This window comes from Flavobacterium beibuense F44-8 (assembly GCF_000769915.1).
In the GTDB taxonomy this organism is placed as follows: Bacteria; Bacteroidota; Bacteroidia; order Flavobacteriales; family Flavobacteriaceae; genus Flavobacterium; species Flavobacterium beibuense.
Map to the genome: position 1 here is coordinate 36,076 of NZ_JRLV01000014.1, position 23,404 is coordinate 59,479.

General features: G+C 39.3%; 22 protein-coding genes. 10 read left to right on the top strand and 12 right to left on the bottom strand.

Features of this window, described 5'->3' with window-relative positions; genetic code table 11:
• The first annotated feature begins 57 nt into the window (after positions 1-57).
• The 3 genes from Q763_RS17520 (at position 58) to Q763_RS11595 (ending at position 3,988) form a co-directional block, all read left to right on the top strand.
• A complete protein-coding gene (locus tag Q763_RS17520) occupies positions 58-2,109 on the top strand; it encodes a M43 family zinc metalloprotease (RefSeq protein ID WP_052123421.1) in 2,052 nt (683 codons plus the stop codon).
• A gap of 116 nt (positions 2,110-2,225) precedes the next feature.
• Positions 2,226-3,311: a sensor histidine kinase gene (locus Q763_RS17525; protein WP_052123423.1), complete on the top strand. Its 1,086-nt coding sequence runs from the start codon at positions 2,226-2,228 to the stop codon at positions 3,309-3,311.
• The gene (locus Q763_RS11595) at positions 3,308-3,988 is read left to right on the top strand and encodes a LytR/AlgR family response regulator transcription factor (RefSeq protein ID WP_035134437.1); all 681 of its coding nucleotides are present in this window, start codon (positions 3,308-3,310) and stop codon (positions 3,986-3,988) included. Before Q763_RS17525 ends, Q763_RS11595 begins: the two co-directional genes overlap by 4 nt.
• Positions 3,989-4,027: 39 nt before the next feature.
• Here the strand turns inward: Q763_RS11595 and Q763_RS11600 are convergent, their stop codons facing one another.
• The 7 genes from Q763_RS11600 to trmB form a co-directional block, all read right to left on the bottom strand.
• Positions 4,028-4,357, bottom strand: a complete 330-nt coding sequence (locus Q763_RS11600) for a 2Fe-2S iron-sulfur cluster-binding family protein (RefSeq protein ID WP_035134439.1) — start codon at positions 4,355-4,357, stop codon at positions 4,028-4,030.
• Between the two features lies 1 nt (position 4,358).
• Entirely contained in the window at positions 4,359-5,411 is a 1,053-nt protein-coding gene (locus Q763_RS11605; RefSeq protein WP_035134440.1) for an NAD(P)/FAD-dependent oxidoreductase, read from the bottom strand.
• A gap of 97 nt (positions 5,412-5,508) precedes the next feature.
• Positions 5,509-5,748 carry a NifU family protein gene (locus Q763_RS11610; RefSeq protein ID WP_035134441.1) on the bottom strand — a complete coding sequence of 80 codons (240 nt, stop codon included), beginning with the start codon at positions 5,746-5,748 and terminating at the stop codon, positions 5,509-5,511.
• 3 nt (positions 5,749-5,751) lie between these two features.
• Positions 5,752-6,882 carry an Mrp/NBP35 family ATP-binding protein gene (locus tag Q763_RS11615; RefSeq protein WP_035134624.1) on the bottom strand — a complete coding sequence of 377 codons (1,131 nt, stop codon included), beginning with the start codon at positions 6,880-6,882 and terminating at the stop codon, positions 5,752-5,754.
• Between the two features lie 114 nt (positions 6,883-6,996).
• Positions 6,997-7,338 carry an MGMT family protein gene (locus tag Q763_RS11620; protein ID WP_035134443.1) on the bottom strand — a complete coding sequence of 114 codons (342 nt, stop codon included), beginning with the start codon at positions 7,336-7,338 and terminating at the stop codon, positions 6,997-6,999.
• Between the two features lie 2 nt (positions 7,339-7,340).
• The gene (locus Q763_RS11625) at positions 7,341-7,979 is read right to left on the bottom strand and encodes a lysine transporter LysE (protein ID WP_035134445.1); all 639 of its coding nucleotides are present in this window, start codon (positions 7,977-7,979) and stop codon (positions 7,341-7,343) included.
• 2 nt (positions 7,980-7,981) lie between these two features.
• Positions 7,982-8,656: a tRNA (guanosine(46)-N7)-methyltransferase TrmB gene (gene trmB, locus Q763_RS11630; RefSeq protein ID WP_035134626.1), complete on the bottom strand. Its 675-nt coding sequence runs from the start codon at positions 8,654-8,656 to the stop codon at positions 7,982-7,984.
• Positions 8,657-8,752: 96 nt separating this feature from the next.
• On the opposite strand from trmB, the gene Q763_RS11635 reads away from it, so the two are divergent.
• Positions 8,753-9,814 (top strand): glycosyltransferase, encoded by a 1,062-nt coding sequence (locus Q763_RS11635; RefSeq protein WP_035134447.1) that lies wholly within the window; start codon positions 8,753-8,755, stop codon positions 9,812-9,814.
• On the opposite strand, the gene Q763_RS11640 is transcribed toward Q763_RS11635, so the two are convergent.
• A complete protein-coding gene (locus Q763_RS11640; RefSeq protein WP_035134449.1) occupies positions 9,788-10,831 on the bottom strand; it encodes a sensor histidine kinase in 1,044 nt (347 codons plus the stop codon). The two genes, Q763_RS11635 and Q763_RS11640, sit on opposite strands and share 27 nt — an antisense overlap.
• Positions 10,831-11,517 (bottom strand): response regulator transcription factor, encoded by a 687-nt coding sequence (locus Q763_RS11645; protein ID WP_035134450.1) that lies wholly within the window; start codon positions 11,515-11,517, stop codon positions 10,831-10,833. The genes Q763_RS11640 and Q763_RS11645 overlap by 1 nt, the downstream gene beginning before the upstream one ends.
• Before the next feature lie 183 nt (positions 11,518-11,700).
• Between Q763_RS11645 and Q763_RS11650 the strand changes: the two genes are divergently transcribed.
• From Q763_RS11650 to Q763_RS11670, 5 genes are all read left to right on the top strand, one after another.
• Positions 11,701-14,481, top strand: coding sequence for a TonB-dependent receptor (locus Q763_RS11650; protein ID WP_035134452.1), 2,781 nt, complete (start codon positions 11,701-11,703; stop codon positions 14,479-14,481).
• 126 nt (positions 14,482-14,607) lie between these two features.
• Complete coding sequence (locus Q763_RS11655) at positions 14,608-15,747, top strand: hypothetical protein (protein ID WP_035134454.1); 1,140 nt, start codon at positions 14,608-14,610, stop codon at positions 15,745-15,747.
• Positions 15,748-15,856: 109 nt separating this feature from the next.
• Positions 15,857-16,201 (top strand): T9SS type A sorting domain-containing protein, encoded by a 345-nt coding sequence (locus Q763_RS11660; protein WP_035134455.1) that lies wholly within the window; start codon positions 15,857-15,859, stop codon positions 16,199-16,201.
• A 79-nt stretch (positions 16,202-16,280) separates the two neighbouring features.
• Positions 16,281-17,261: a LuxE/PaaK family acyltransferase gene (locus Q763_RS11665; RefSeq protein WP_035134457.1), complete on the top strand. Its 981-nt coding sequence runs from the start codon at positions 16,281-16,283 to the stop codon at positions 17,259-17,261.
• Between the two features lie 54 nt (positions 17,262-17,315).
• A complete protein-coding gene (locus tag Q763_RS11670; RefSeq protein WP_035134459.1) occupies positions 17,316-18,956 on the top strand; it encodes a sulfatase family protein in 1,641 nt (546 codons plus the stop codon).
• A gap of 188 nt (positions 18,957-19,144) precedes the next feature.
• Here Q763_RS11670 and tyrS read toward each other — a convergent pair whose 3' ends face one another.
• Positions 19,145-20,446 (bottom strand): tyrosine--tRNA ligase, encoded by a 1,302-nt coding sequence (gene tyrS / locus Q763_RS11675; protein WP_035134461.1) that lies wholly within the window; start codon positions 20,444-20,446, stop codon positions 19,145-19,147.
• 127 nt (positions 20,447-20,573) lie between these two features.
• Between tyrS and Q763_RS11680 the strand changes: the two genes are divergently transcribed.
• Positions 20,574-21,581: an NAD-dependent epimerase/dehydratase family protein gene (locus Q763_RS11680; RefSeq protein ID WP_035134463.1), complete on the top strand. Its 1,008-nt coding sequence runs from the start codon at positions 20,574-20,576 to the stop codon at positions 21,579-21,581.
• Between the two features lie 26 nt (positions 21,582-21,607).
• Here Q763_RS11680 and Q763_RS11685 read toward each other — a convergent pair whose 3' ends face one another.
• Together Q763_RS11685 and Q763_RS11690 are read right to left on the bottom strand one after the other, a co-directional pair.
• Positions 21,608-22,054, bottom strand: coding sequence for a DUF4296 domain-containing protein (locus tag Q763_RS11685; RefSeq protein ID WP_035134464.1), 447 nt, complete (start codon positions 22,052-22,054; stop codon positions 21,608-21,610).
• Positions 22,055-22,056: 2 nt separating this feature from the next.
• Positions 22,057-23,400 carry a dihydroorotase gene (locus tag Q763_RS11690; RefSeq protein ID WP_035134466.1) on the bottom strand — a complete coding sequence of 448 codons (1,344 nt, stop codon included), beginning with the start codon at positions 23,398-23,400 and terminating at the stop codon, positions 22,057-22,059.
• Positions 23,401-23,404: the final 4 nt, after the last annotated feature.

A 23,404-nucleotide genomic window follows, 5' to 3' on the forward strand; every position in this document is an offset into this window, starting at 1 on the left:
AATAGGCTAGCATATAAAATATTAATGTATTTTCGGCAAAAATTATAAGTCCTTACAATGATAAGAAAAATTACACACCTAAAAACCGCGCTGTTACTGGCGGCAGGTTTATTCTCTATTACTACTTTTGGTCAAAACAATCCGGTAAAAAAATTCGGACCAAAATTACCGGTAGTAAAATGTGCTACAACTGAATACGAAAGTTATTTACAGCAAAAATCGGCTAACAGGTTTAGTACTCCTGAATTTGAAGCATGGATTGCACCAAAAATTCAGGAAAACAAAACTTCAGAGTTTTTAAAAAACGGACAAACAACTAATCAGGTTGTAACCATCCCTGTTGTATTCCACGTTATACACAATGGCTCGGCAATAGGATCTGAAGAAAACATTTCTGACGAGCAGATACTTTCTCAAATCACTGTTTTAAATCAGGATTACAGAAGAATGGCAGACACTCCGGGTTATAATGAAAACCCTGTAGGAGCCGACATGGAAATTGAATTTTGCCTGGCACAACGTGACCCTAACGGTTTTGCAACATCGGGTATTACAAGACACTACATCCCTACAGACGATGTATTTGGCTGGGAAATGAATGCCGTTGAAGAAAACATTAAACCACAAACGCAGTGGGATCCTACAAAATACCTTAATATTTGGGTAGTAAGCAATATCTACATAGGCTATATGGGAATTCCTGTAGGGGAACTTGCCGGTTATGCACAATTCCCTACTCAATCAGGATTAGACGGTATAGAAGGAGAAGTTCTTGCAGAAACTGACGGTGTTGTATTAGGACACTTATACTGTGGTTCATCAGACATATATCCTGAAGGTACTTACGATCAGTTTGGCGGAAGAAATAAAGGTAGAACTGCAACTCACGAAACAGGTCACTACTTTGGTCTTAGACATATTTGGGGAGACGGAAACTGTAGTGTAGATGACTATTGTGAAGATACACCTGTAACTGCATATGCTAACAGCGGATGCCCTGAAGGTCAGGATTCATGCCCAAGTTCTCCGGGACTGGATATGATTGAAAATTATATGGACTACACAAGTGACTCTTGTCAAAACGTTTTCACTCAAAACCAAAAAGACAGAATGCAGGCTGTATTAGCTAACTCTCCAAGAAGAGCATCGCTAATAACTTCTGACGGATGTCAACCGGGCATAAGCTATGATATTGACGGTTCGCTTAACCTGTTAAGTCCGAACTTAGATTGTGACGGAACCATGACTCCTTCGTTCTTAGTATACAACGGCGGTACCGAAGCGATTACAGCTGCAACGATCAATGTAGCACTTAACGGAACAGCTATACAAACCATAGAATGGACAGGTAACATTGCTACCGGAGAAACAGCTACAATTACAAGCGACGATTCTTTCCAACCGGCTATTGGTTTATACGATTTAACTGCAACACTGGCTACAGTTAACAACAATGAAGACGGTAATACTGAAAATAACGTAACAAGTACACCTATAGCAATTGAAAATATACCAAATGCAGATACTGAGGAAGTTATTGTAACTGTTACTACAGATGATGACGCAGACGAAACAAGATGGGCGATTTTTCAGGGAATACCTGACTTAAATAACGAACCTTATTACACAGGTGCTCAGGGTGACTATGACGATAATCAAACTTACACTACTACCGTTAGTCTTGACCCTAACCAATGTTATACTTTCGTTATGCTTGACATGGGTGGTGACGGACTTGAAACAGGAGGATACACTATAACAACACCAGGCGGTGAGCTACTGGCTGAAGGAGACGGTAATTTTGCTTTGCTTGATATGGCATACTTTGGCATTGGTATCACACTGGACAATGTTGAGTTTGAAGCTACATTACAGCAAATAAAACTTTACCCTAACCCGGTTAACAACATTGTAAATATTGCAATGCCAAATAACGAGCTACCGGAAAGCTATACTATATTCAATAACCTTGGACAAATAGTAGGTCAGGCTAAAGTTAGTTCTCAGGCTAACCTAACTATTGATGCCAGCTCATACAGCAACGGTATCTACTTTGTAAAAGTTGAGAAAAACGGACAAAGCACTACGCTTAAATTCGTAAAGCAATAATGTTTTAAAAACATATCTCTTAAAAGCCTCTTCATGTGAAGAGGCTTTTTTTGTATTCATAATTAGGCTACCTGTTAAAATTTTATTCATAGATTTGAGTTAAGGTATAATAGACCATGAATAAAAAAAATTATACTTACCTGCCCCATATACTGGGCAGCCTACTGTTTTTAAGCATCCCTGTTTTATCATCTCCCGATTTTAACTCAGGCGAACCGCTATTTAGCCTGGTTCCGTTTCAAAAAAGCTTCTTCAGCCATGTACTGCTATTGCTTTTTTTCTATTTAAATTACGGCTATTTAATCCCTACGTTTTACTTCAGTAAAAAGCTAACTGTTTTCTTTGCGTTAATAGTAGTTTGTTATGCTGCCATAGCTATTACACCATCGTTGATTTTTCGTGAACAGTGGCCACAGCAAATGCAGTCACCATCCGAAATGAAAACAAACTTCCCTGAAATAAAAATGCCACCGCCAACAGGCATGCCAAAACAGCCGGTAGAATTTTCACGATTCAGAGCTATGCGACCTATAGAAGGGAGTACACTTTTCCAGTTCCTGTTGGTATTTTTTGTTTCATTACTGCTACGCATAAACCAAAGGCTAACAGATATACAAAGTGAAAAACTGAATACCGAGATTGCCTACCTTAAAGCACAAATCAATCCGCATTTCCTGTTTAACACCCTTAACAGTCTCCATGCGCTTGCCATAACAAAATCAGACGATGCTCCCGAAGCCATCGTTAAACTATCTTCACTAATGCGCTATGTAGTTACCGAAAGTAGTGAAGACTATGTCCCTTTACAGGATGAGATTGAATATGTAAAAAACTACATATCCCTGCAAAAGCTAAGAATGGATAACAGTATTGACTTTCAGTTTGAAATAAAAGGAAATACCGATAATAAAATAATATCTCCCCTGCTGCTTATTCCGTTTATTGAAAACGCATTTAAATATGGCATTAACCCCGATGAAGAATCGGCTATAGCCATATTAATCCATATAACGCAAAACGAGGTACTGCTTAACGTTAAAAACAAAAAGGTTAGCATTGACCTACCTGAAAGCGAAAAGAGCGAGAAAGGCACCGAAAACACCTTAAAACGAATAAAACACCTTTACCCCGATAAACATGAAATAACTTTTCATGAAACCGATGACACTTTTGAAGTTAACTTAAAAATAGAGCTGACATGATTAGAGCCATTGCTATAGACGACGAACCACTCGCATTACAGGTAACTTCACATTTTTGCTCGCAGGCAGAAGGTGTTGATTTAGTGCGAACTTTCACTAAAATATCTGATGCGGCTGCCTACCTCAAAAAGCACCCCGTAGACCTATTGTTCCTGGACATACAAATGCCCGGAAAAAACGGACTGGAATTTTACCGAAGTATTGGCACTGAACTACCTGTTATTTTTACCACCGCCTACAGCCAGTATGCTGTAGAGGGGTTTAATGTAAATGCTATAGACTATTTGCTGAAACCTTTCTCGTTAGAGCGTTTCCTGCAGGCGCTTGACAAGGCTAAAAAACAGTTACAGCAAAATACCACAGAGCATCCGCACCTGGTTATAAGAGCCAATTACAAACTACAGCGTGTAGACTTTGATAACATTATGCTCATTGAAGGACTGGACGATTATATTAAAATACACTTACAGGACAAAACCAGCCTGGTAACCCGAATGCCTATGAAGGGCATTGCCGAAAAACTACCTTCGTCTGACTTTGTAAGGGTGCATCGTTCTTATATTGTTCCGGTAAAAAAGGTAATGAGCATATACAACAATACCATCAAAATGGATGATTTTGTAATCCCTATCGGGAATACCTACCGTAAGGAAGTAAGTAAACATTTCAGTTTATAAAATAAAAAAAGCGCTCCGGATTGGAACGCTTTTTTTATTTTATGATTCGGGAGCAAGCTCAATTTCAAGCCCCTCTAAGTCTTCTGTAACCGGTATCTGGCAGCCCAGCCTGCTGTTTGGCTTTACGTAAAAAGCTTCAGCCAGCATGGCATCCTCATCAGGTCCCATTTCAGGCAACTCCACATCGTTAAGCACATAACACTGGCAGGAAGCACACATCGCCATACCCCCACATACCCCAATGGTACCTTCGGGAGCAAGTTCGTAAGCCCTAACCACTTCCATTATATTCATAGACATATCAGTAGGCGCCTGCACTTCGTGCTTAACACCATCCCTGTCTGTTATTTTTATGGTAACATCTGCCATACTACTCTATTGCTTTTACAACCTGCTTTTCAGCCTCTTTACGGGTTCCGTCAAAACCGTCAACGCCGCTTACCGTTGTATATTTAAGAACAAATTTTTTGCCCGGGTTAAGTTTGTTGTACACACTTTGACACATAAGCGTAGCCTCGTGGAAACCACAAAGAATAAGCTTTAGCTTACCGGGATAGGTATTAACATCACCTATGGCGTAAATGCCCTCTATGTTGGTTTGATAATCCAGTGCATTATTAACCTTAATGGCATTTTTCTCGATTTCAAGACCCCAGTTGGCAATAGCTCCCAGTTTTGGAGAAAGTCCGAAAAGCGGAATAAAGTAATCGGTTTTAATCGTCCTGTGTCCGCCATCGTGGTCAATATCCAGTTCTTCAACGTGCTCTGCACCTCTAATACCGGTTACCTCTGCCGGAGTAATCAGGTTAATTTTACCCTGTTTCTTTAATTCCTGTACTTTCTCTACAGAGTCTAAAGCTCCTCTAAACTCGTTTCTCCTGTGTACCAGTGTAACCTCTTTTGCTACATCAGAAAGGAAAATACTCCAGTCCAGCGCAGAGTCACCACCACCGGCAATAACAATACGTTTATCACGGAAAAGTTCAGGGTCTTTCACAAAATACTCTACCCCTTTATCCTCATAGAATTCCAAATCTTCGATTATAGGTTTCCTAGGTTCAAAGCTACCTAAACCACCGGCAATAGCAACTGCCTTAGCATGGTGTTTTGTCCCTTTGTTTGTGGTTACAATAAAGGTACCGTCTTCCTGCTTTTCTATGGTTTCGGCTTTTTCGTTAAGGGTAAAGCCCGGCTGGAACTGCTTAATTTGTTCCATCAGGTTAGTTACAAGGTCTCCCGCTAAAACAGACGGAAATCCAGGAATATCAAAAATCGGTTTTTTCGGATACAGTTCAGCCAGCTGCCCGCCCGGTTGCGGAAGCGCATCTATAATGTGGCATTTCAGTTTTAGCAGTCCTGCTTCAAATACGGCAAAAAGCCCGGTTGGACCCGCGCCTATTATTAATATATCGGTACTAATCATTTTCTTACTTGGCATAATAAAACAGTTTTAAAGCAAAATTCTTTAAAACTGTTTTTCCTTTTTATGATAATTATCAGCCTTCAGGCCATAATTAACACTATGCAATATTTACTACAGTTTCTATTTGCGGAGCATACTTTTTAATAGTAGTTTCCACTCCGGCTTTTAATGTCATCTGGTTAACGCTGCATCCTACACACGCGCCTTCAAGTCTAACTTTTACATGCTTATCATCTTCAATTTCGATAAGGCTTATGTTACCTCCGTCAGACTCCAGGAACGGGCGGATCTCATCCAGCGCCTTTTCCACATTAAATTTAATTTCTTCTGTTGTCATGGGTTATTTCTTTTTAACTGCTGAACAGCCAGCCATGGTAGTTATTTTAATTGCCTCTGTAGGCGGAAGGTTGTCATTTCTGTTTACGGTTTCCTGTACTACAGATCGTGCCAGTTCTTCAAACGAAGCCTCAAGCGGTGTTGCCGTTTGCAGGGCAGCAGGACGACCGTAATCTCCGGCCTCACGTATACTCTGTACAATTGGCACTTCTCCAAGGAAAGGAACATCTAAATCTTCTGCTAAGTTTTTAGCTCCTTCTTTACCGAAGATGTAGTATTTGTTATCAGGAAGTTCATCAGGAGTAAAGTAAGCCATATTCTCTATAATACCCAGTACAGGCACATTGATACTTTCCTGTTGGAACATTGCCACACCTTTTTTGGCATCAGCAAGGGCAACAGCCTGTGGTGTACTAACCACTACCGCACCTGTTAAAGGAAGTGACTGCATTATAGACAGGTGAATATCTCCCGTTCCCGGAGGAAGATCGATAAGCATAAAGTCAAGCTCACCCCAGTCGGCATCAAAAAGCATTTGGTTAAGCGCTTTTGAAGCCATAGGACCTCTCCATATAATAGCCTGCTCAGGCGTTGTGAAAAAGCCTATAGAAAGCAGTTCCACGCCGTAGCTTTGTATCGGTTTCATTTTAGATTTACCGTCTACCTCTACCGAGATTGGTTTTTCCCTTTCCACGTCAAACATAATTGGCATAGACGGACCGTAAATATCGGCATCAAGAACACCAACCTTAAAGCCCATTTTAGCAAGGGTAACAGCTAAGTTTGCTGTAATAGTAGATTTACCTACACCACCTTTGCCCGAAGATACCGCAATAATATTACTGATCCCCGGTATACCTTTACCTTTAATCTCAGGTTTTTCAGGTGCTTCCACCTTTACGTTCACCTTAACCTTAGCATCGGCATTTACTTTTTCCTGTATGGTTTTTATAATATCGGCTTCGGCACGTTTCCTGATATGCATTGCCGGATTAGCAAGTACAAGTTCTACAACAGCCTCATCACCAAAAGTAAGTACATTTCTCACTGCACCGCTCTCTACCATGTTTTGCCCTTCTCCGGCTATGGTTATGGTTTCAAGAGCTTTTAATATCTCTTTTCTATCTAGTTTCATAATATTTATACCTTTCTGTTTCAGCCTCTTATTAAGACTGATTTCAAATTGCAAAGATAGTATGAAAACTTTATACAATAAAGTTTTAAAGCAGTAAAAGCGTAATTATGAGAGTTAAAAATCCAATTCGACCGAAGGATCCCAAAAATACACATCGAAATGAACCACTTTGTTGTCATCTATTTCGACTCCTTCACTTTCCAGTAGTTGCTGCATAAGGTTACTCCCCGGGAAATGATGTTTACCCGAAAGCAGCCCCTGCCTGTTAACCACCCTGTGTGCCGGAACATCGTCCCTGCCGTGACAGGCATTCATAGCCCAGCCTACCATTCTTGCCGAACGTGCCGCACCCAGATATTTTGCTATAGCTCCATAAGATGTTACCCTGCCGCTTGGTATTAGGCGGGCAACATCATACACCCTTTCAAAAAAATTATCATTTTTATTTTCGGGCATGGCTACATATTTCTAAGCAGTTTGATTAAGGTAATTACAGATACGATTCCTGTAACACTACCAATAAAGTAGTTAACGTTTTTCATGAAAAAGCCCGACCTGTTTTCCAGCTTTTTAAAGAAAACAATATACAGGTAAAACACCCCGAAAGTACTACTCACAGCCCCCATTACAAACAGGAACACAAACAGGTTGTCAAAAGAGAAATACTTATAAGCCGAGAGCGTTACACTCATTACCACATAGTATGGAATTGGGAAAAAATTAAGCACCGAAAGCAGTACTCCCAAAAAGAAACAACTGGTACGCGACCTTAGTTTCACCGGTTCGTCTTCATCTTCCTTTTGCTGTGGCTTTTTTGCAATAAATATAAAATAAACGGTAAGCAGTACAAATATACCAAGCCCTACTTCTTCCAGAAGATTGATAATATCAGGTCTTCGGCTAATAAATTTTGCAAACGAAACAGCTATGTACGACTGGATTAAAACAATAAACGTAGCACCTGCAGCAAAAACCACAGCACACGATTTACCGTCCCTCAGGCTAATTTTGGCTGCTGTCATATTTATCAAACCCGGAAGCAGGATGCCCGGTGTTGCGACAAGTATACCTATTAGCACAGGGAAAATTATATCCATATTTACTTTATTTTAAACTGAATATAAGTTATTGGTTTACCTTTTTCAAGATACTGTTGTTCGTAAAATGTTTGTATAGAGGTTACCTCTTTTGGAGCACCGTGGTTTTCATATATGTTATGGTTAGCATATATCACCTCGTGTCCTTCACCATGAAGTAGTCCCAGTGTATAACCGTGCATAAACTCACTGTCGGTTTTAAGGTTCATTATACCATCCGGTGTAAGTATCCTTTTGTAACGTTGCAGGAATTCGGTATTGGTTAACCTGTGCTTGGTACGCTTATATTTAATTTGCGGATCCGGGAAGGTAATCCATATTTCAGAGATTTCGCCTTCGGCAAAAAACTGTTCTATAAGCTCAATTTGGGTGCGTAAAAAACCTACATTATGTATACCTTCATCAACAGCGGTTTTAGCCCCTCTCCAAAAACGGGCACCTTTAATATCAATACCAATAAAGTTTTTATCCTGATAATAACGGGCAAGACCAACAGAGTATTCACCTTTACCACACCCCAGTTCTAAAACAATAGGATTATCATTTTTGAAAAACTCACTTCCCCATTTGCCTTTTAACGGAAAATTACCCGCCAAAGCCTCTTCCCTTGTTGGCTGAATCACATTGCCAAAGGTTTCGTTTTCCCTAAAACGCTTCAGTTTATTTTTACTTCCCACAATTAAATTTAAAATTTTGGTAAAATTAGGGAAATATACGAAACTGAGAATAGTTTTAGCTTGCACTTATTAAATAGTTATTAAAAACTTAAAGTTTTGCAAAACAAAAAAATACTGGTAACCCCTTTAAACTGGGGGTTAGGCCATGCCACCCGATGCATACCTGTTATTGAGGCTTTAGAATACCATGGTTTTGAACCCATTATCGCCTCTGATGGCGTAGCCCTTGAATTACTTAAAAAAGAGTTCCCCGATAAAAAGATACTGGAACTCCCGTCATACAAAATAGAATATGCCAAAAACGGTAGCCTGTTTAAGCTGAAAATGTTTTTCCAGATTCCTAACATGATAAAAGCGGTTAGAAACGAAAACAAAACCGTAAAAAAATGGATTAAGGAATATGGTATAAGCGGCATCATATCAGATAACCGTATGGGTGTATATTCCCGTAAGATACCGTCGACTTTTATGACACACCAACTTAATGTACTTACCGGAAACACCACATGGTTTACCACACAAATACACCGCATCTTCATCAACAAACACAAACAGTGCTGGGTACCCGATGTAGCCACTTCACCTAACCTTACCGGGAAACTGGGTCATCCGGAAAACTGTTCGCTAAAGGTAAAATACATAGGTCCGTTAAGCAGGCTGAACAAAAAATGTATCCCTAAAAAATACGACCTTATGGTTATTCTTTCGGGACCAGAACCACAGCGTACCATGCTTGAGGAAAGACTGAAGGAAGAGTTAAAAAGTTATAAAGGCGAAACTCTTTTTGTACGCGGGGTGATAGACGGAGAACAGACAACTGTTACCGAAAACAACATTACCTACTATAACTTTATGGGGCGTGAAGCACTGGAACAGGCTTTTAACGAAAGTGAACTTATACTGTGCCGTTCAGGCTATACCACTATAATGGATTTAGCCAAACTGGGTAAAAAGGCATTTTTTATCCCAACACCGGGACAATATGAACAGGAATACCTGGCACAAAAACTTAAAAAATCAGGGCTTGTGCCTTATGCTACACAGGATGAGTTTACCATAAAAGATTTGGAACAGGTAGAAGAGTATAAAGGGTTAAAGAATATGGATACTGAGGAGGTAACCTGGAAAGACTTATTTAGTCTTTTCGAGGGTGAATGAAAATTCTGAACCTTCTCCGTATTTACTCTCTACATATATTTTCTCATCATGACCTTCTATGATGTGCTTCACTATGGAAAGCCCTAACCCCGAACCTCCTTCGGTACGGGCACCACTCTTGTCTACGCGGTAAAAGCGTTCAAACAGTCTGGATATATTTTTCTTCTCTATACCCTCGCCATTGTCTTTTATACGCACAATAATCTTATTATTTACAAGGTCTTCAATACTAACCTCAGTAGTACCGTTCTCTCTGCCATACTTAATAGAGTTAACTACAAGGTTAGTTACCACCTGCTGAATTTTCTCCCTGTCGGCATATACCATTATCGGTTTGATATACTTCATATCAAACATTAGTATAATCCCTTTTTTATCGGCTTTCATCTCCAGTAAGTCAAACACGTTTTGTATTACCTCTACAATATTAAACTTGGTATAGTTAAGGTTAAGGTCACCTACCTCAAGCTTGGTAATCATGTCAAGGTCCTGAACAATATAGATAAGCCTTTCCACTCCTTTTTCAGCACGCTGCAGATATTTTTTACGCAGGGTCTTATCGCTCATTGCACCATCAAGCAGCGTAAGCAAATATCCCTGAACAGTAAAAAGTGGTGTTTTAAGCTCGTGAGAAACGTTACCTATAAATTCACGACGATATTCCTCGCGTACCTTTAGGGTTTCAATTTCTATTTTCTTATCGCGTGCAAATTTTTCCACCTCACGGGTAAGGGTAGCCATATCAGTAGTGATAGGCTTATTCCTAAATGAGCTGGACTCTAAAAGAGAAACATCGTCGTATATTTTTTTTACTCTGCGGTAAATAAAACGCTCTGCCCTGTACTGAAGTACAAAAAATGAGAAAATAAAAAGTGCCGTAGTGAAGACCGAAATAAACTCCCAGCTTATTTCGGTATAATAGAATTTCATTCCTGCCAGTATAGCAGCAGAGAATAAAGATATGTATAATGCTGACTTAACAGCAAACTTGTATGTTTTCTTAAAATTTATAGCCACTAAATCTCCAGCTTATAGCCTACCCCTTTGATTGTTTTAAATAGTTCGTCACCTATTTTTTCACGCAACTTTCTAATGTGAACATCAATAGTTCTTCCTCCTACTACCACTTCGTTACCCCATACTTTATCAAGAATTTCTTCTCTCTTAAATACTTTACCTGGTTTTGAAGCTAACAGATAGAAAAGTTCAAACTCTTTTCTTGGAAGTACAATCTCTTCAGAGTCTTCCATGATGATTTTATACTCTTCGCGGTTAATTTCAATATTACCCACTTTAAGTACATCACCTTTGCTTTCGTCTTCCTTAAGCCTTCTTAGTAAAGCTTTCACTTTGCTAACAAGTAATTTCGGCTTAATAGGTTTTGCAATATAGTCATCCGCTCCGGCATCAAATCCGGCCACCTGCGAGTAATCTTCACTCCTTGCTGTAAGGAATGTAATAATCACATTGTTAAGTTCAGGCACTTTTCTAATGGTCTCAACAGCTTCCATACCATCCATTTCAGGCATCATTACATCCATAATAATAAGATGTGGAAGTTCTTTTTTCGCTTTAACTATGGCATCCTTACCATTGTTTGCAGTGATGATCTGGTAACCTTCCTGGGACAGGTTGTAGCCCACAATTTCCAGTATATCCTGCTCATCGTCAACCAATAAGATCTTAATGTCTTTTTTCTTCATAATGGTGTTACATATTATGTTTTGCGGCTGTAAAGGTAAAGATAATACAAAATGAACAAACGGGTTAACAATTATTTAATCTGTTAACAATTTAATAATAAAACGTAAATCCAAACGTAACGTTTTTGTAACAATAGGTTCGGACACCTGAAGTTTCTTTGCAGCGAAATTAAACGACACGAAATGAAACTTAAATTTTTAATTATCACACTATTTACCTTTGCCATGAGCTTCGCTCAAAACAAAGGAACAGTAACCGGTACAATTGCCGACAAAGATCTTAACAATGAACCCCTTCCTTTTGCAACAATACTTATAAAAGGAACACAAATTGGAACAAACACAGACGAAAACGGAAAGTACACACTTTCTGTACCTGCAGGAAGCCACACTTTAATTATTGACTTTCTTGGTTACGAACCTAAAGAAATCCCTTTCACTGTTAAAGCCGGTGAAACAAAAACTATAAATGAAGCATTAGGCTCTACCAGTGTAGAACTTGAAGGCCTTGTAATGGAAAAAACAGTAAGCCGCGAAAAAGAATCGGCATTACTTGCAGAACAGAAAAAAGCGGTAGAAATAAAACAAAACATAGGCGCGCAGGAACTAGAGCGTAAAGGTGTTAGTGACGTTGCAACTGCTGTAACAAAAACTACAGGTATCTCAAAGCAGGAAGGCTCAGGTAGCGTTTATGTAAGAGGTCTTGGAGACCGTTACAACATGACAACCATGAACGGACTGCCTTTACCATCTAATAACCCTTCAAGAAAAAACATAAGCCTGGAGATATTCTCTACAGATATTGTTGAGTTTATTGGTATAGACAAGACTTACTACTTTAAAAACTATGGTGACTTTGCCGGTGCAAACATCGACATCTCTTCTAAAAACTATAAAGGAAACGGTTTCTTTGAAGTTGGAGTTGGAACTGGTGTTAGTCAAAACGCTATTAACGCAGACAATTTTTACCAACAGGACGGACCTGCATTTACAGGTTTCTCAAACCAAAAGTATCCTTCAAACCCATTAGAAGCATACAATTTTACTACAAGCTGGGATAAGCAAACAGCTACTCCGGTAAACATGAGCGTATCTCTAAAAGGAGGTGATTCTTATGACATAGGAGAAGAAGGAAGATTAAGCTTTTTTGCAACAGGATCTTTTGACAGCGAATACAGCTACAGAGAAGGTATCGCAAGAGGCAACGTAAGTAATCAGGGAATTGCAAGAAAAGATTTTAACTACGACTCTTACACTCACCTTACTAACACTACCTTAATGGGTAATGCCAACTACAAAATAAACCTGGACAACACCATTAAGTTTAACTCACTTTTTGTTAACTCTACATCTCAAAGCCTTGACGAATATAACGGAACTATCGATATTTTTGACAATGCACCAAACGGAGGAGGTTATGTAAGACGTTCTACTTTTGACAGAACTTCGCTTTATGTTAACCAGCTACTTGGTAACCACAAACTGAACGAAAGAGTTGAACTTGACTGGGGTACATCATATAACATCATTAACAATGTGATTCCAGACAGGATGCAAAACACTTTTGTACCTGTTGATAACGATGATTTCTCTCAGGGACTTAAAGTTTCAGACTTAGCAGCATCAGACAACCACCGTTACTACCAGGATCTTACAGAAAATGAATTTGCAGCTAACTTTAACGCAAGCTATAAGTTCAATAAAGATGACGAAGATAATTATAAAGGTAAATTTACAGTAGGCTACAGCGGACGATTTAAAAGCGTAGACTTTGAAGCAACTCAGTTTAACTTCAAAATTGACAGAAATATCAACTTTAACGACCCTATACTAATTGACCTAAACAACATTGACGGGTACTTTAACCAAAATAATATTGACAACGGTCGTTTTGACATCGTAACCTTTAGAGGTGGTGTTGGTATACCAACCGCTCTTGACCCTCAAACTTACAACGGTAAACAATCAATAAACGCTGGTTTTGGAGCTGTTGAATACAAATTCTCTCCAAGATTAACAGTAATTGGAGCATTAAGACTTGAGCTTATTAAACAAGATCTGGAATACAAAACAGCACTTAGACCACAAGGAGGCGACAGCAACTTTGAGTCTACAGAGTTCATGCCAAGTACAGCTATTAAATATGAGCTTACAGACAAGCAAAACTTAAAATTTGCTGCAAGTAAAACGTATACACTTCCTCAGTTTAAAGAAAGAGCTCCTTTCCAGTATGAAGAAGTAACCCAAATTACATTTGGTAACCCTGACCTATATGCATCTACTGATTATAACGTAGACCTAAAATGGGAATTTTTCCCTAAAGCAACAGAGATAATCTCTTTCACTGCATTTGGTAAGTACATCCAAAACCCAATGAACGAGGTAACAGTAGCATCTGCAACAAACGATATCTCTTACCTTAATACAGGTGAAAAAGCTGTAGCAATAGGTGGTGAATTTGAAATAAGAAAAGATCTTTTTGATTTCTCAGGAGAAGATGCAACATTAAACCATATAGTATCGGCAGGTTTCAATGCTTCATACATGTACAACAACCAGGATTTCAGTTCTCAAAAAGTTTCTGAAGAAACAAACCTAAACGTTAACTTCACTAACGACGAAGGTAAACTTACAGGAGCGTCTGACTTACTATTAAATGCAGACGTAAGTTACTTAAACGAGTTTAGCGAAGACAGAAACCTTATGGCTACACTTACTTATAACTATTTCTCAGACAGATTATATGCAATAGGTACAAACACAAAAGGTAATATAGTAGACAAAGCTGTGGGAACTCTTGACTTTATTGTAAAATCTAACATCAACAAAAAGCTAAACATAGGCTTTAGTGTTAGGAACATACTCAACCCTACTGTAGAAAGAATTCAGGAAGATCAAAACGTATTGGTTGCACAATACAAAAAAGGTATGGTTTTCAAACTGGGTCTTACTTACAAACTGTAATTAACATTCAAATAACACAAAAGCGTTTAGGTTTAATAAACACTTAATATTGACTTAAACGCTTTTTAATACGGCTGAAATACTTTTGCCTCAGTAAATTAACTTAAACTTATTAAAACACAACAGATGAAAAAATTGCTTTTCTCTACGCTAGCGATTGCAGCATTAGCATTGACATCTTGCAGCAGCGATGATGACAATCCAACAACAGAACCAGGAGTAACAATTGACCCAACAAACTTTCAGGGTGAATTAGTTTCAGGTGAAGAGGTTACTCTAGATGCTACTCAAACTTACAACCTAACAGGTGCGTTCATAGTAAGAGACGGTGCTAAATTAACTATCCCTGCCGGAACAACAGTTAAGGCTTCAGGAGGAACAAGCGCTTATATCGCAGTTGCTCAGGGTGGTCAAATATTTATCAACGGTACAGCTACTAATCCGGTAGTAATGACTTCAGCTTTAGCAAATCCTGCTCAAGGTGACTGGGGTGGACTTGTAATTTGTGGTAAAGCTAACACTAACAAAGGTGGTTCTACAGGACAAACTGCTACTGCAGAGGTTTCTGACCTTACTTACGGTGGTACTGTAGATAACGATAACTCTGGTGTTATCCGTTACCTAAGAATTGAGTACACTGGTGCAGCTTTCAACGGTGATAAAGAATTTAACGGAGTTTCTCTTTTCGGAGTTGGTTCTGGTACTACTTTAGAGTATGTTCAGTCTTTCGAAGGTGGTGACGACGGTCTTGAGTTCTTCGGTGGATCTGTAAGCGGAAAATACCTTGTATCTACTAACAGTGGTGATGACTCAATCGACTTTGCTGACGGTTGGAAAGGTACTGGTGAGTACTGGTATATCTCTGGTGGTGCTAAAGCTGGTATCGAAGGTTCTAACAACGGTGATAACGGTGCAGCTCTTCCTACAACTACAGTAACTCTTAAAAACATTACAGTAGTAGGTCCTGGATCTGAAGGTGGTATCTTCATCAAAGAAGGTGGAGGACTTTGGAATGTAGATAACTTCTATATCTCTGGTTACGCTACTGGTATCAACATTAAAGATGCTGCTACTGACCCTGTAGCTAACGCTCACGTTGATAACGACGAAATTACTTTCACTAACGTTATGTTTGACGGTGTTGACGCTGAAACTAACTACGGTGGTACTAATACTGATTTCTACACTACAGGTACTGAAGTAAACGGTGCTGGTAACGGTGCAAATGTTCCTGACTGGGCTCAGGGATGGACAAGATTTAACTAAAAAACAGTTAGTCAAAATATTATTAAGAATACCCCTCCAAAAAGAGGGGTATTTTTTTGGTATGATATTTGAAATTAATTTTATATCTTTACATAATCAAAAGTCATAAATGAAGAAAAACTACTTTTATATTACTTTATTGTTCTTTTTCCTTTTTTCCTTTGCCGCAGTAGCTCAGGAGAACAAAGGGAATCTAACTGCACAGCAAGTACAGCAGGAGAGCATAGAAGGTTTGAACATCTACCCTAACCCGGTAAGTTCAGACAGGGTTTATATTACCTCTAAGTCATCTCAAAGTAAAGAGATAGAGATTTTTGACGTACTGGGCAAAAAAATACTTCACACAACCATTACAGGTAAAGAGCTTAATATATCTAACCTTACTGCAGGTGTGTATATCATTAAGATTAAAGAAGGTGAAGCAACTGCAACCAGAAAACTGATAGTTAAATAACGATATTTAAATTAATAACATTTAAAGCACTGCAACAGCGGTGCTTTTTTATTTGTATTTTTGTCAAAACTTTTACCCATTGCTTACCCCAAACGATATATTTACCATAGCATCGAAAAAGGAGTTCGAAAAAACAACCCTTAAAGTATTCAGGCATCAGTTTGACAATAATGCCGTGTACCGTAACTTTTGCAAACTACTGGGGAAAGACAAGCAAAACGTAAAAGCTATTAAAGACATTCCTTTCCTGCCTATACAGTTTTTTAAAACCCATGAGGTTCTTAGCAGTACAGATGATGTACAGATAACCTTTACCAGTAGCGGAACTACCGGAATGACTACCAGCAGACACCTTGTTACCGATTTAACCTATTATGAAAACAGCTTCAGGCTGGCCTTCTCTCAGTTTTACGGCAACATTGAAGATTATGCTGTACTGGCACTGTTACCATCGTACCTGGAACGCGAAGGATCGTCACTTATCTATATGGTGGAAGACCTAATAGAACGTTCCAACAATCCCGATAGCGGTTTTTACCTGCACAACTACGACGAGCTTATTAAAAAACTTACCGAACTGGAAAGTGCCGGACAAAACATATTACTAATAGGTGTAACCTATGCCCTACTGGATCTTACCGAGACACAGCCGTTTAACCTCAAGAATACCATTATAATGGAAACGGGAGGCATGAAAGGTAAACGCCGTGAAATGATACGCGAAGAACTTCACGAAATACTAAGTAATGGTTTTGGAGTTGGCAAAATACATTCGGAATACGGAATGACCGAACTGCTTTCACAGGCCTATTCTTTAGGTGACGGTATTTTTGAATGTCCGCCCTGGATGGATATCCTAGTACGTGATACCGAAGATGCTCTTAGCTATGTGGATACCGGTAAAACCGGAGGCATAAACGTGATAGACCTTGCTAACATTAACTCCTGCTCCTTTATCGCCACGCAGGATTTAGGTAAAAAATACCCTAACCAGTCGTTTGAAGTACTGGGGCGCTTTGACAATTCAGACATAAGGGGCTGTAACCTTATGGTACTTTAACATAGCGTTTTACAGATAATCGTATCTTTACCGTTACGCAAATCTGTTATACACATGTTTAAAAGAGTACTTTACACTACGCTGGCTATACTGGCAATAACCTCATGCGGTAAAAAGAAAGAGGCAGAAACAACCCAAACCGAGCCGCTAAAACCGAACATTATTTTCATAATGACCGACGACCATGCCTTACAGGCCATAAGCGCATACGGTCACCCTATAAGCCAGTTGGCAAAAACACCAAATATTGACCGCCTCGCTCAAAACGGCGCATTGTTTACTAATAACTTTTGTACCAACTCCCTTTGCGGTCCAAGCCGAGCCACCATACTAACCGGAAAGTTCAGCCATTTAAACGGCTTTAGGATGAACGGAGATAAGTTTGACAACGATCAGCCTACTCTACCTAAATACCTGCAACAGGCAGGCTATAAAACAGCCATAATAGGCAAATGGCACTTATCGGGTACGCCTACAGGATTTGACTACTGGGATATATTAAACGATCAGGGTAATTATTACAATCCGCAGTTTATAAAACAACAGGACACCACCGTTACCGAGGGTTATGCCACCGATTTAATTACAGATAAAAGTATCGACTGGATAAACCGGAATAAAAACGGAGACAAACCATTTTTTATCATGGTACACCACAAGGCACCGCACCGCAACTGGATGCCTGCCTTACGTCACGTTAATATGTATGACACTGTTCATTTCCCGCTACCGGACACTTATTTCTCCAAACACGAAGGTCAGCTTGCCGCACAACAGCAACTCATGACGGTCTATGACAACATGTATGAAGGTCACGATCTGAAACTTACCAAAAAAGAAGGTAGTCCCGAACTGGCACACAACCCATGGACTACTGATTTTGACCGTATGACTCCCGAACAGCGCAAAATATGGGATAATGCCTATCAGGCAAAAAACGATGCTTTCCACAGGGCTAACCTACACGGTAAAGAATTAGCAGAATACAAATACCAGCGCTATGTTCAGGATTATCTTGCCACTATAGCATCGGTAGACGAAGGAGTAGGTAAAATACTGGATTATCTGGATGCAAACGGACTTACCGAAAATACCATAGTGGTATACACATCAGACCAGGGATTTTACATGGGTGAAAACGGATGGTTTGACAAACGTTTTATGTATGACATTTCCATGAAACAACCATTGCTTATACAATACCCTCCTAAAATCCAAAAAGAATCGGTAGTGCCAGCCATGACACAAAACCTGGACTTTGCAGCTACACTTTTGGATTATGCCGGAGCTACTATACCCGATGATTTCCAAGGGCAGTCCATCAAGCCGATTTTAGACAACAAGGTAAACCCCGATGACTTTAGAGATGCGTTATACTACCATTATTACGACTTCCCTGCCTTCCACATGGTAAAAAGACATTATGGCGTAAGGACAAAACGCTACAAGCTTATCCATTTTTATGATGATATTGATGTATGGGAAATGTATGATCTTAAAACCGACCCTGAAGAGCAGCACAACCTGTATGACGATCCAAATTATACCGACATACAAAAACAGCTACACAACAGACTAAAAGAATTACAGAAACAGTACAAAGTAACCGATGAGGAGTTTAAAACAACTCCAAAGGAAAGAGTTGAAAAAACATACGAGAACTTCAGGAAGCTTAGAGGTACTCCAATGAAATAAAAAAAACGGCTCAATGAGCCGTTTTTTTATAGTATTCCTATCATTTCGATACGCAATAGAATGAAGTGAGAAATCTTATCTGACAATTAAGATTCCTCTATTCCGCTGCGCTACAATAGGAATGACAAAACTATTATCGAAGCAAAAAAGCCGCTCAATGAGCGGCTTTTTTATAGATGTATTTTAAACTAGTCCTCAACCGGAACTACAAAGTTCTTTTTCTTACCAAAAGAAACAAGGATATACTTATCAAAAAGTAAATCGGCTGTACTTAAACCATAAGTCTCATCAACCTTAACCTTATTTATAGCAACAGCATTTGCCGCTAATGATTTTCTGGCCTCTTTTCTTGAAGGAAATATACCGGTAAGATCACTTAACACCACAACTATATCCTCACCTTCTGTAAGCACTGATTTTTTAATTGGAGCTGTAAAGAACTCACCAAAAATATCAGTAAAGAATTCCTCATTCTCCGCTTCAATCGCAGCACGGTCATAGTTAGAGAAAACAAACTCTGCTTTCTTAACAGCATCCTCAAAAGCTTCCTGCGAATGAACGAACACCGTTACTTCCTGTGCAAGTTTCTTCTGTAAAGCTCTTAGGTGCGGAGCCTGTTTGTGCTCTTCGATCAACTGCTCAATTTCAGCCTGCTCAAGGAATGTAAATATCTTAATATATTTCTCAGCATCAGCATCACTGGTATTTAACCAGAACTGGTAGAATTTGTAAACCGAAGTTTTATCGGCATCCAGCCATATGTTTCCGCCTTCAGATTTACCAAATTTAGAACCATCAGCCTTAGTGATAAGCGGAGTAGTCATAGCATAAGCCTTAGCTCCCTCGTCGTTCATTCTTCTTACAAGCTCTGTACCTGTAGTAATATTACCCCACTGATCACTACCACCCAGCTGAAGCATACAGTTATAATGTTTGTGAAGGTGATAAAAATCGTAACCCTGTATTAACTGATAGGTAAATTCGGTAAACGACATACCTGATCCTGCCTCACCCGTAAGCCTCTTTTTAACCGAGTCTTTTGCCATCATGTAGTTAACGGTAATACGTTTACCAACATCACGAACAAACCCTATAAAAGAGAATTCCTTCATCCAGTCGTAGTTATTAACCAGCACCGGAGCATTTTCTTCTTTAGCATCAAAGTCAAGAAAACGGGAAAGCACTCTTTTAATTCCCTCCACATTTTTGTTTAGTGCTTCCTCATCAAGCAGGTTTCTTTCGTCACTCTTGCCCGACGGGTCACCTATCATACCTGTAGCACCACCTACAAGCGCAATAGGCTTGTGCCCGCATTTGTGCAGGTGTACTAAAATAATAATAGGCACTAAACTACCAATGTGTAGCGAATCTGAAGTTGGATCAAAGCCAATATACGCCGTTGTAACCTCTTTACTCAGTTGTTCTTCGGTTCCGGGCATGATATCATGTATCATACCTCTCCATCTTAGCTCTTCTACAAAGTTCTTCATATCAAAAATTTAGTGAAGCACAAAAATACAATGTACGGCGATAAAAATACACCTCGTTGTTTAAAAAAAGTGAATATTTATAATTAAGCCAATATAAAATACACCTATCAATGGTTATATTTGTTATATGATATTAGTTACAGGAGGAACAGGACTGGTAGGTGCACACCTGCTGCTGCGTTTGGCCGAAGGCGAAACGCCCGTAAGGGCATTGTACCGCAACGCCGATACAACCAGAAAAACAAAGCACCTGTTTTCTCATTACGGCAAACAAAACCTGTTTGAAAAAATAGAATGGCTCGAAGGTGATATACTGGAAACTCCGTCACTGGAACTTGCCCTGGCAGGAGTAGAAAAAGTATACCACTGTGCTGCCAGCATTTCTTTTGACCCTGCCGACGAAAAATTACTCCGCAAAGTAAATATAGAAGGAACTGCAAATGTGGTAAACTGCTGCCTTGCACTGGGAGTTCGCAAACTGTGTCATGTAAGTTCGGTAGCTGCTTTAGGTGACCTGAAATACAATGAGACCGTTATTACCGAGGAAACCGAATGGAACCCGGAGAAGTTCCATGCCGATTATGCCATAAGCAAACATGGTGCAGAAACCGAAGTTTGGAGAGGCTGGCAGGAAGGTCTTGAAGTTGCTATTGTAAATCCGGGACTGATTTTCGGATATGGTTTTTGGAATCAGGGTAGCGGCGAAATATTTAAGGCCGTGCACAAAGGACAGTATTTTTACACCAAAGGCACCTGTGGAGCTGTAGCGGTTGAAGATGTTGTGGAAATAATGATACAGCTAATGGAATCTAACATATCAGGGGAACGTTATACCGTGGTAGCCGAAAACATTACCTACGAAAACATTTTTAACGCCATAGCCGACGGTATGCACAAAAAACCTCCGTTTATATATGCTACTCCGTTTATGACCGATATGGCTTATCGACTGGATTGGTTTTTCTCAAAACTACTTTTCAGGAAAAGGCATTTTACAAAAAGCATGTCAAAATCGGCACACAAACATCAAAACTTTGACAACTCAAAAATAAGAGAAGCCCTTAACTACAACTTTAGGGATATAAAGAGCTATCTTACCAAAATAGGAGAAAAATACAGGAATAATCATCAATAAAAAAGCGGGCTAATTAGCCCGCTTTTTTATTCTATTGAAATACTATCGTTAAGCACTTTCACATCATCTCTAATTACATCAACACTATCCTTAACAGCCTTTGCTTTAAAATCCTTGACAACATTTTTATTCTCCTTAGAAACTATACTGTCAATTTCAACTTTTTCTGTCTTAAGCCTTTCAGACACTTTTTCTAAAATAGCCTCATAACGGTCAAAATCAGCAGCATAATACTCATTGCTTTGAGCAAATGTTAAGCTGTCTGTTTGGTATTTATCATAAATATAAGTATCAATCTTAATATCGTTAGCACTGAGCACGGCCGGAGCAAAAGAACTTATAGACTGTAGTAGGGCTACATCATAAAGTATATCCTCCATCTTATCTTCACTTAAAAGATTATCCGGTTTCTGTAATTTATCATTACAGGCAAAAAGGCATATTGCCGATAAAAAAACTGCAATTTTTTTCATGATTATTCCCTATCAAAAAGTAAACGCTCACCACAACGGATATCTTTCACCTTAAAGTTATTGTATACCAGTTGTCCGTTTACAAACGTATGCGTAATTCTTGATTTAAAGTTAGTACCCTCAAACGGAGACCAACCGCATTTATATAGGATATTTTCTTTTTTCACATTCCAAGGCAATCCTGCATTTACAATAGCAAGATCGGCAAAATAGCCTTCACGGATAAAGCCACGCTTCTCTACCCTGAATAGTTTTGCCGGGTTATGAGCCATTTTCTCCACTATCTTCTCGATAGATATCTTACCCTGATGATATGCCTCAAACATAGCCACTACAGCATGCTGTACAAGCGGCCCGCCCGATGGAGCACTGGTGTATGGATTTTTTTTCTCCTCAAGTGTGTGAGGAGCATGATCTGTAGCTATAACATCAATCCTGTCATCAAGCAAAGCTTCCCAAAGCGCCTTTCTGTCTTCAGCCGTTTTTACAGCAGGGTTCCATTTAATAAACGAACCTTTTTTCTCATAATCGGCATCGGTAAACCAAAGGTGGTGAATACACACCTCGGCAGTAATTTTTTTCTCCTCAAGCGGAATTTTATTGGTAAAAAGTTCGGTTTCCTTAGCTGTAGACACGTGGAAAACGTGCAGCCTTGCTCCTGTTTTTTTAGCCAGTTCAATTGCTCTTGACGAAGAGATATAACATGCCTCTGCACTACGAATAAGCGGATGGTATTTCATTGGGATGTCATCACCAAACTCCTCCTGATATTTTGCAAAATTAGCACGTATAGTAGCCTCATCTTCACAGTGTGCAGCAATAAGCATTGAAGTACTTGAGAAAATCTTTTCCAGTACCTGCTCATCATCAACCAGCATATTACCGGTAGATGAGCCCAGGAAAAGTTTTATACCCGCAACATTTCTCGGATTGGTTTTTAAAACCTCCTCAAGATTATCGTTAGTACCACCCATCATGAATGAATAGTTAGCATACGATGTTTCGGCTGCTCTTTGGTACTTCTGCTCCAAAAGCTCCTGTGTTACCGCATTTGGCACGGTATTAGGCTGCTCAATGAATGAAGTGATACCACCGGCAACCGCAGCACGCGATTCGGTTTCAATATTACCCTTATGGGTAAGACCCGGCTCTCTAAAGTGTACCTGGTCATCTATCGCACCCGGAATAAGGTAATTCCCTTCGGCATCAATAATTTTAATATCAGAAGATTTTGCACTGATACTATCAGCAATCTCCTTTATGTATTTATCCTCAATTAAAAGATCGCCTTCAAAAATAGACCCTTCGTTTACGATCTTAGCGTTCTTAATTAAAACCCTGTTCATTATA

What these genes read in the sequence shown, in the direction of transcription:
- Q763_RS11680 (WP_035134463.1), top strand. Translation starts at nt 20,574, where the DNA reads ATGATATTAGTTACAGGAGGAACAGGACTGGTAGGTGCACACCTGCTG.
- Q763_RS11660 (WP_035134455.1), top strand. Translation starts at nt 15,857, where the DNA reads ATGAAGAAAAACTACTTTTATATTACTTTATTGTTCTTTTTCCTTTTT.
- Q763_RS17520 (WP_052123421.1), top strand. Translation starts at nt 58, where the DNA reads ATGATAAGAAAAATTACACACCTAAAAACCGCGCTGTTACTGGCGGCA.
- Q763_RS11690 (WP_035134466.1), bottom strand. Translation starts at nt 23,400, where the DNA reads ATGAACAGGGTTTTAATTAAGAACGCTAAGATCGTAAACGAAGGGTCT.
- Q763_RS11615 (WP_035134624.1), bottom strand. Translation starts at nt 6,882, where the DNA reads ATGAAACTAGATAGAAAAGAGATATTAAAAGCTCTTGAAACCATAACC.
- tyrS (WP_035134461.1), bottom strand. Translation starts at nt 20,446, where the DNA reads ATGAAGAACTTTGTAGAAGAGCTAAGATGGAGAGGTATGATACATGAT.
- Q763_RS11610 (WP_035134441.1), bottom strand. Translation starts at nt 5,748, where the DNA reads ATGACAACAGAAGAAATTAAATTTAATGTGGAAAAGGCGCTGGATGAG.
- Q763_RS11595 (WP_035134437.1), top strand. Translation starts at nt 3,308, where the DNA reads ATGATTAGAGCCATTGCTATAGACGACGAACCACTCGCATTACAGGTA.
- Q763_RS11620 (WP_035134443.1), bottom strand. Translation starts at nt 7,338, where the DNA reads ATGCCCGAAAATAAAAATGATAATTTTTTTGAAAGGGTGTATGATGTT.
- Q763_RS11605 (WP_035134440.1), bottom strand. Translation starts at nt 5,411, where the DNA reads ATGATTAGTACCGATATATTAATAATAGGCGCGGGTCCAACCGGGCTT.
- Q763_RS11685 (WP_035134464.1), bottom strand. Translation starts at nt 22,054, where the DNA reads ATGAAAAAAATTGCAGTTTTTTTATCGGCAATATGCCTTTTTGCCTGT.
- Q763_RS11655 (WP_035134454.1), top strand. Translation starts at nt 14,608, where the DNA reads ATGAAAAAATTGCTTTTCTCTACGCTAGCGATTGCAGCATTAGCATTG.
- Q763_RS11645 (WP_035134450.1), bottom strand. Translation starts at nt 11,517, where the DNA reads ATGAAGAAAAAAGACATTAAGATCTTATTGGTTGACGATGAGCAGGAT.
- Q763_RS17525 (WP_052123423.1), top strand. Translation starts at nt 2,226, where the DNA reads ATGAATAAAAAAAATTATACTTACCTGCCCCATATACTGGGCAGCCTA.
- Q763_RS11650 (WP_035134452.1), top strand. Translation starts at nt 11,701, where the DNA reads ATGAAACTTAAATTTTTAATTATCACACTATTTACCTTTGCCATGAGC.
- Q763_RS11600 (WP_035134439.1), bottom strand. Translation starts at nt 4,357, where the DNA reads ATGGCAGATGTTACCATAAAAATAACAGACAGGGATGGTGTTAAGCAC.
- Q763_RS11670 (WP_035134459.1), top strand. Translation starts at nt 17,316, where the DNA reads ATGTTTAAAAGAGTACTTTACACTACGCTGGCTATACTGGCAATAACC.
- Q763_RS11625 (WP_035134445.1), bottom strand. Translation starts at nt 7,979, where the DNA reads ATGGATATAATTTTCCCTGTGCTAATAGGTATACTTGTCGCAACACCG.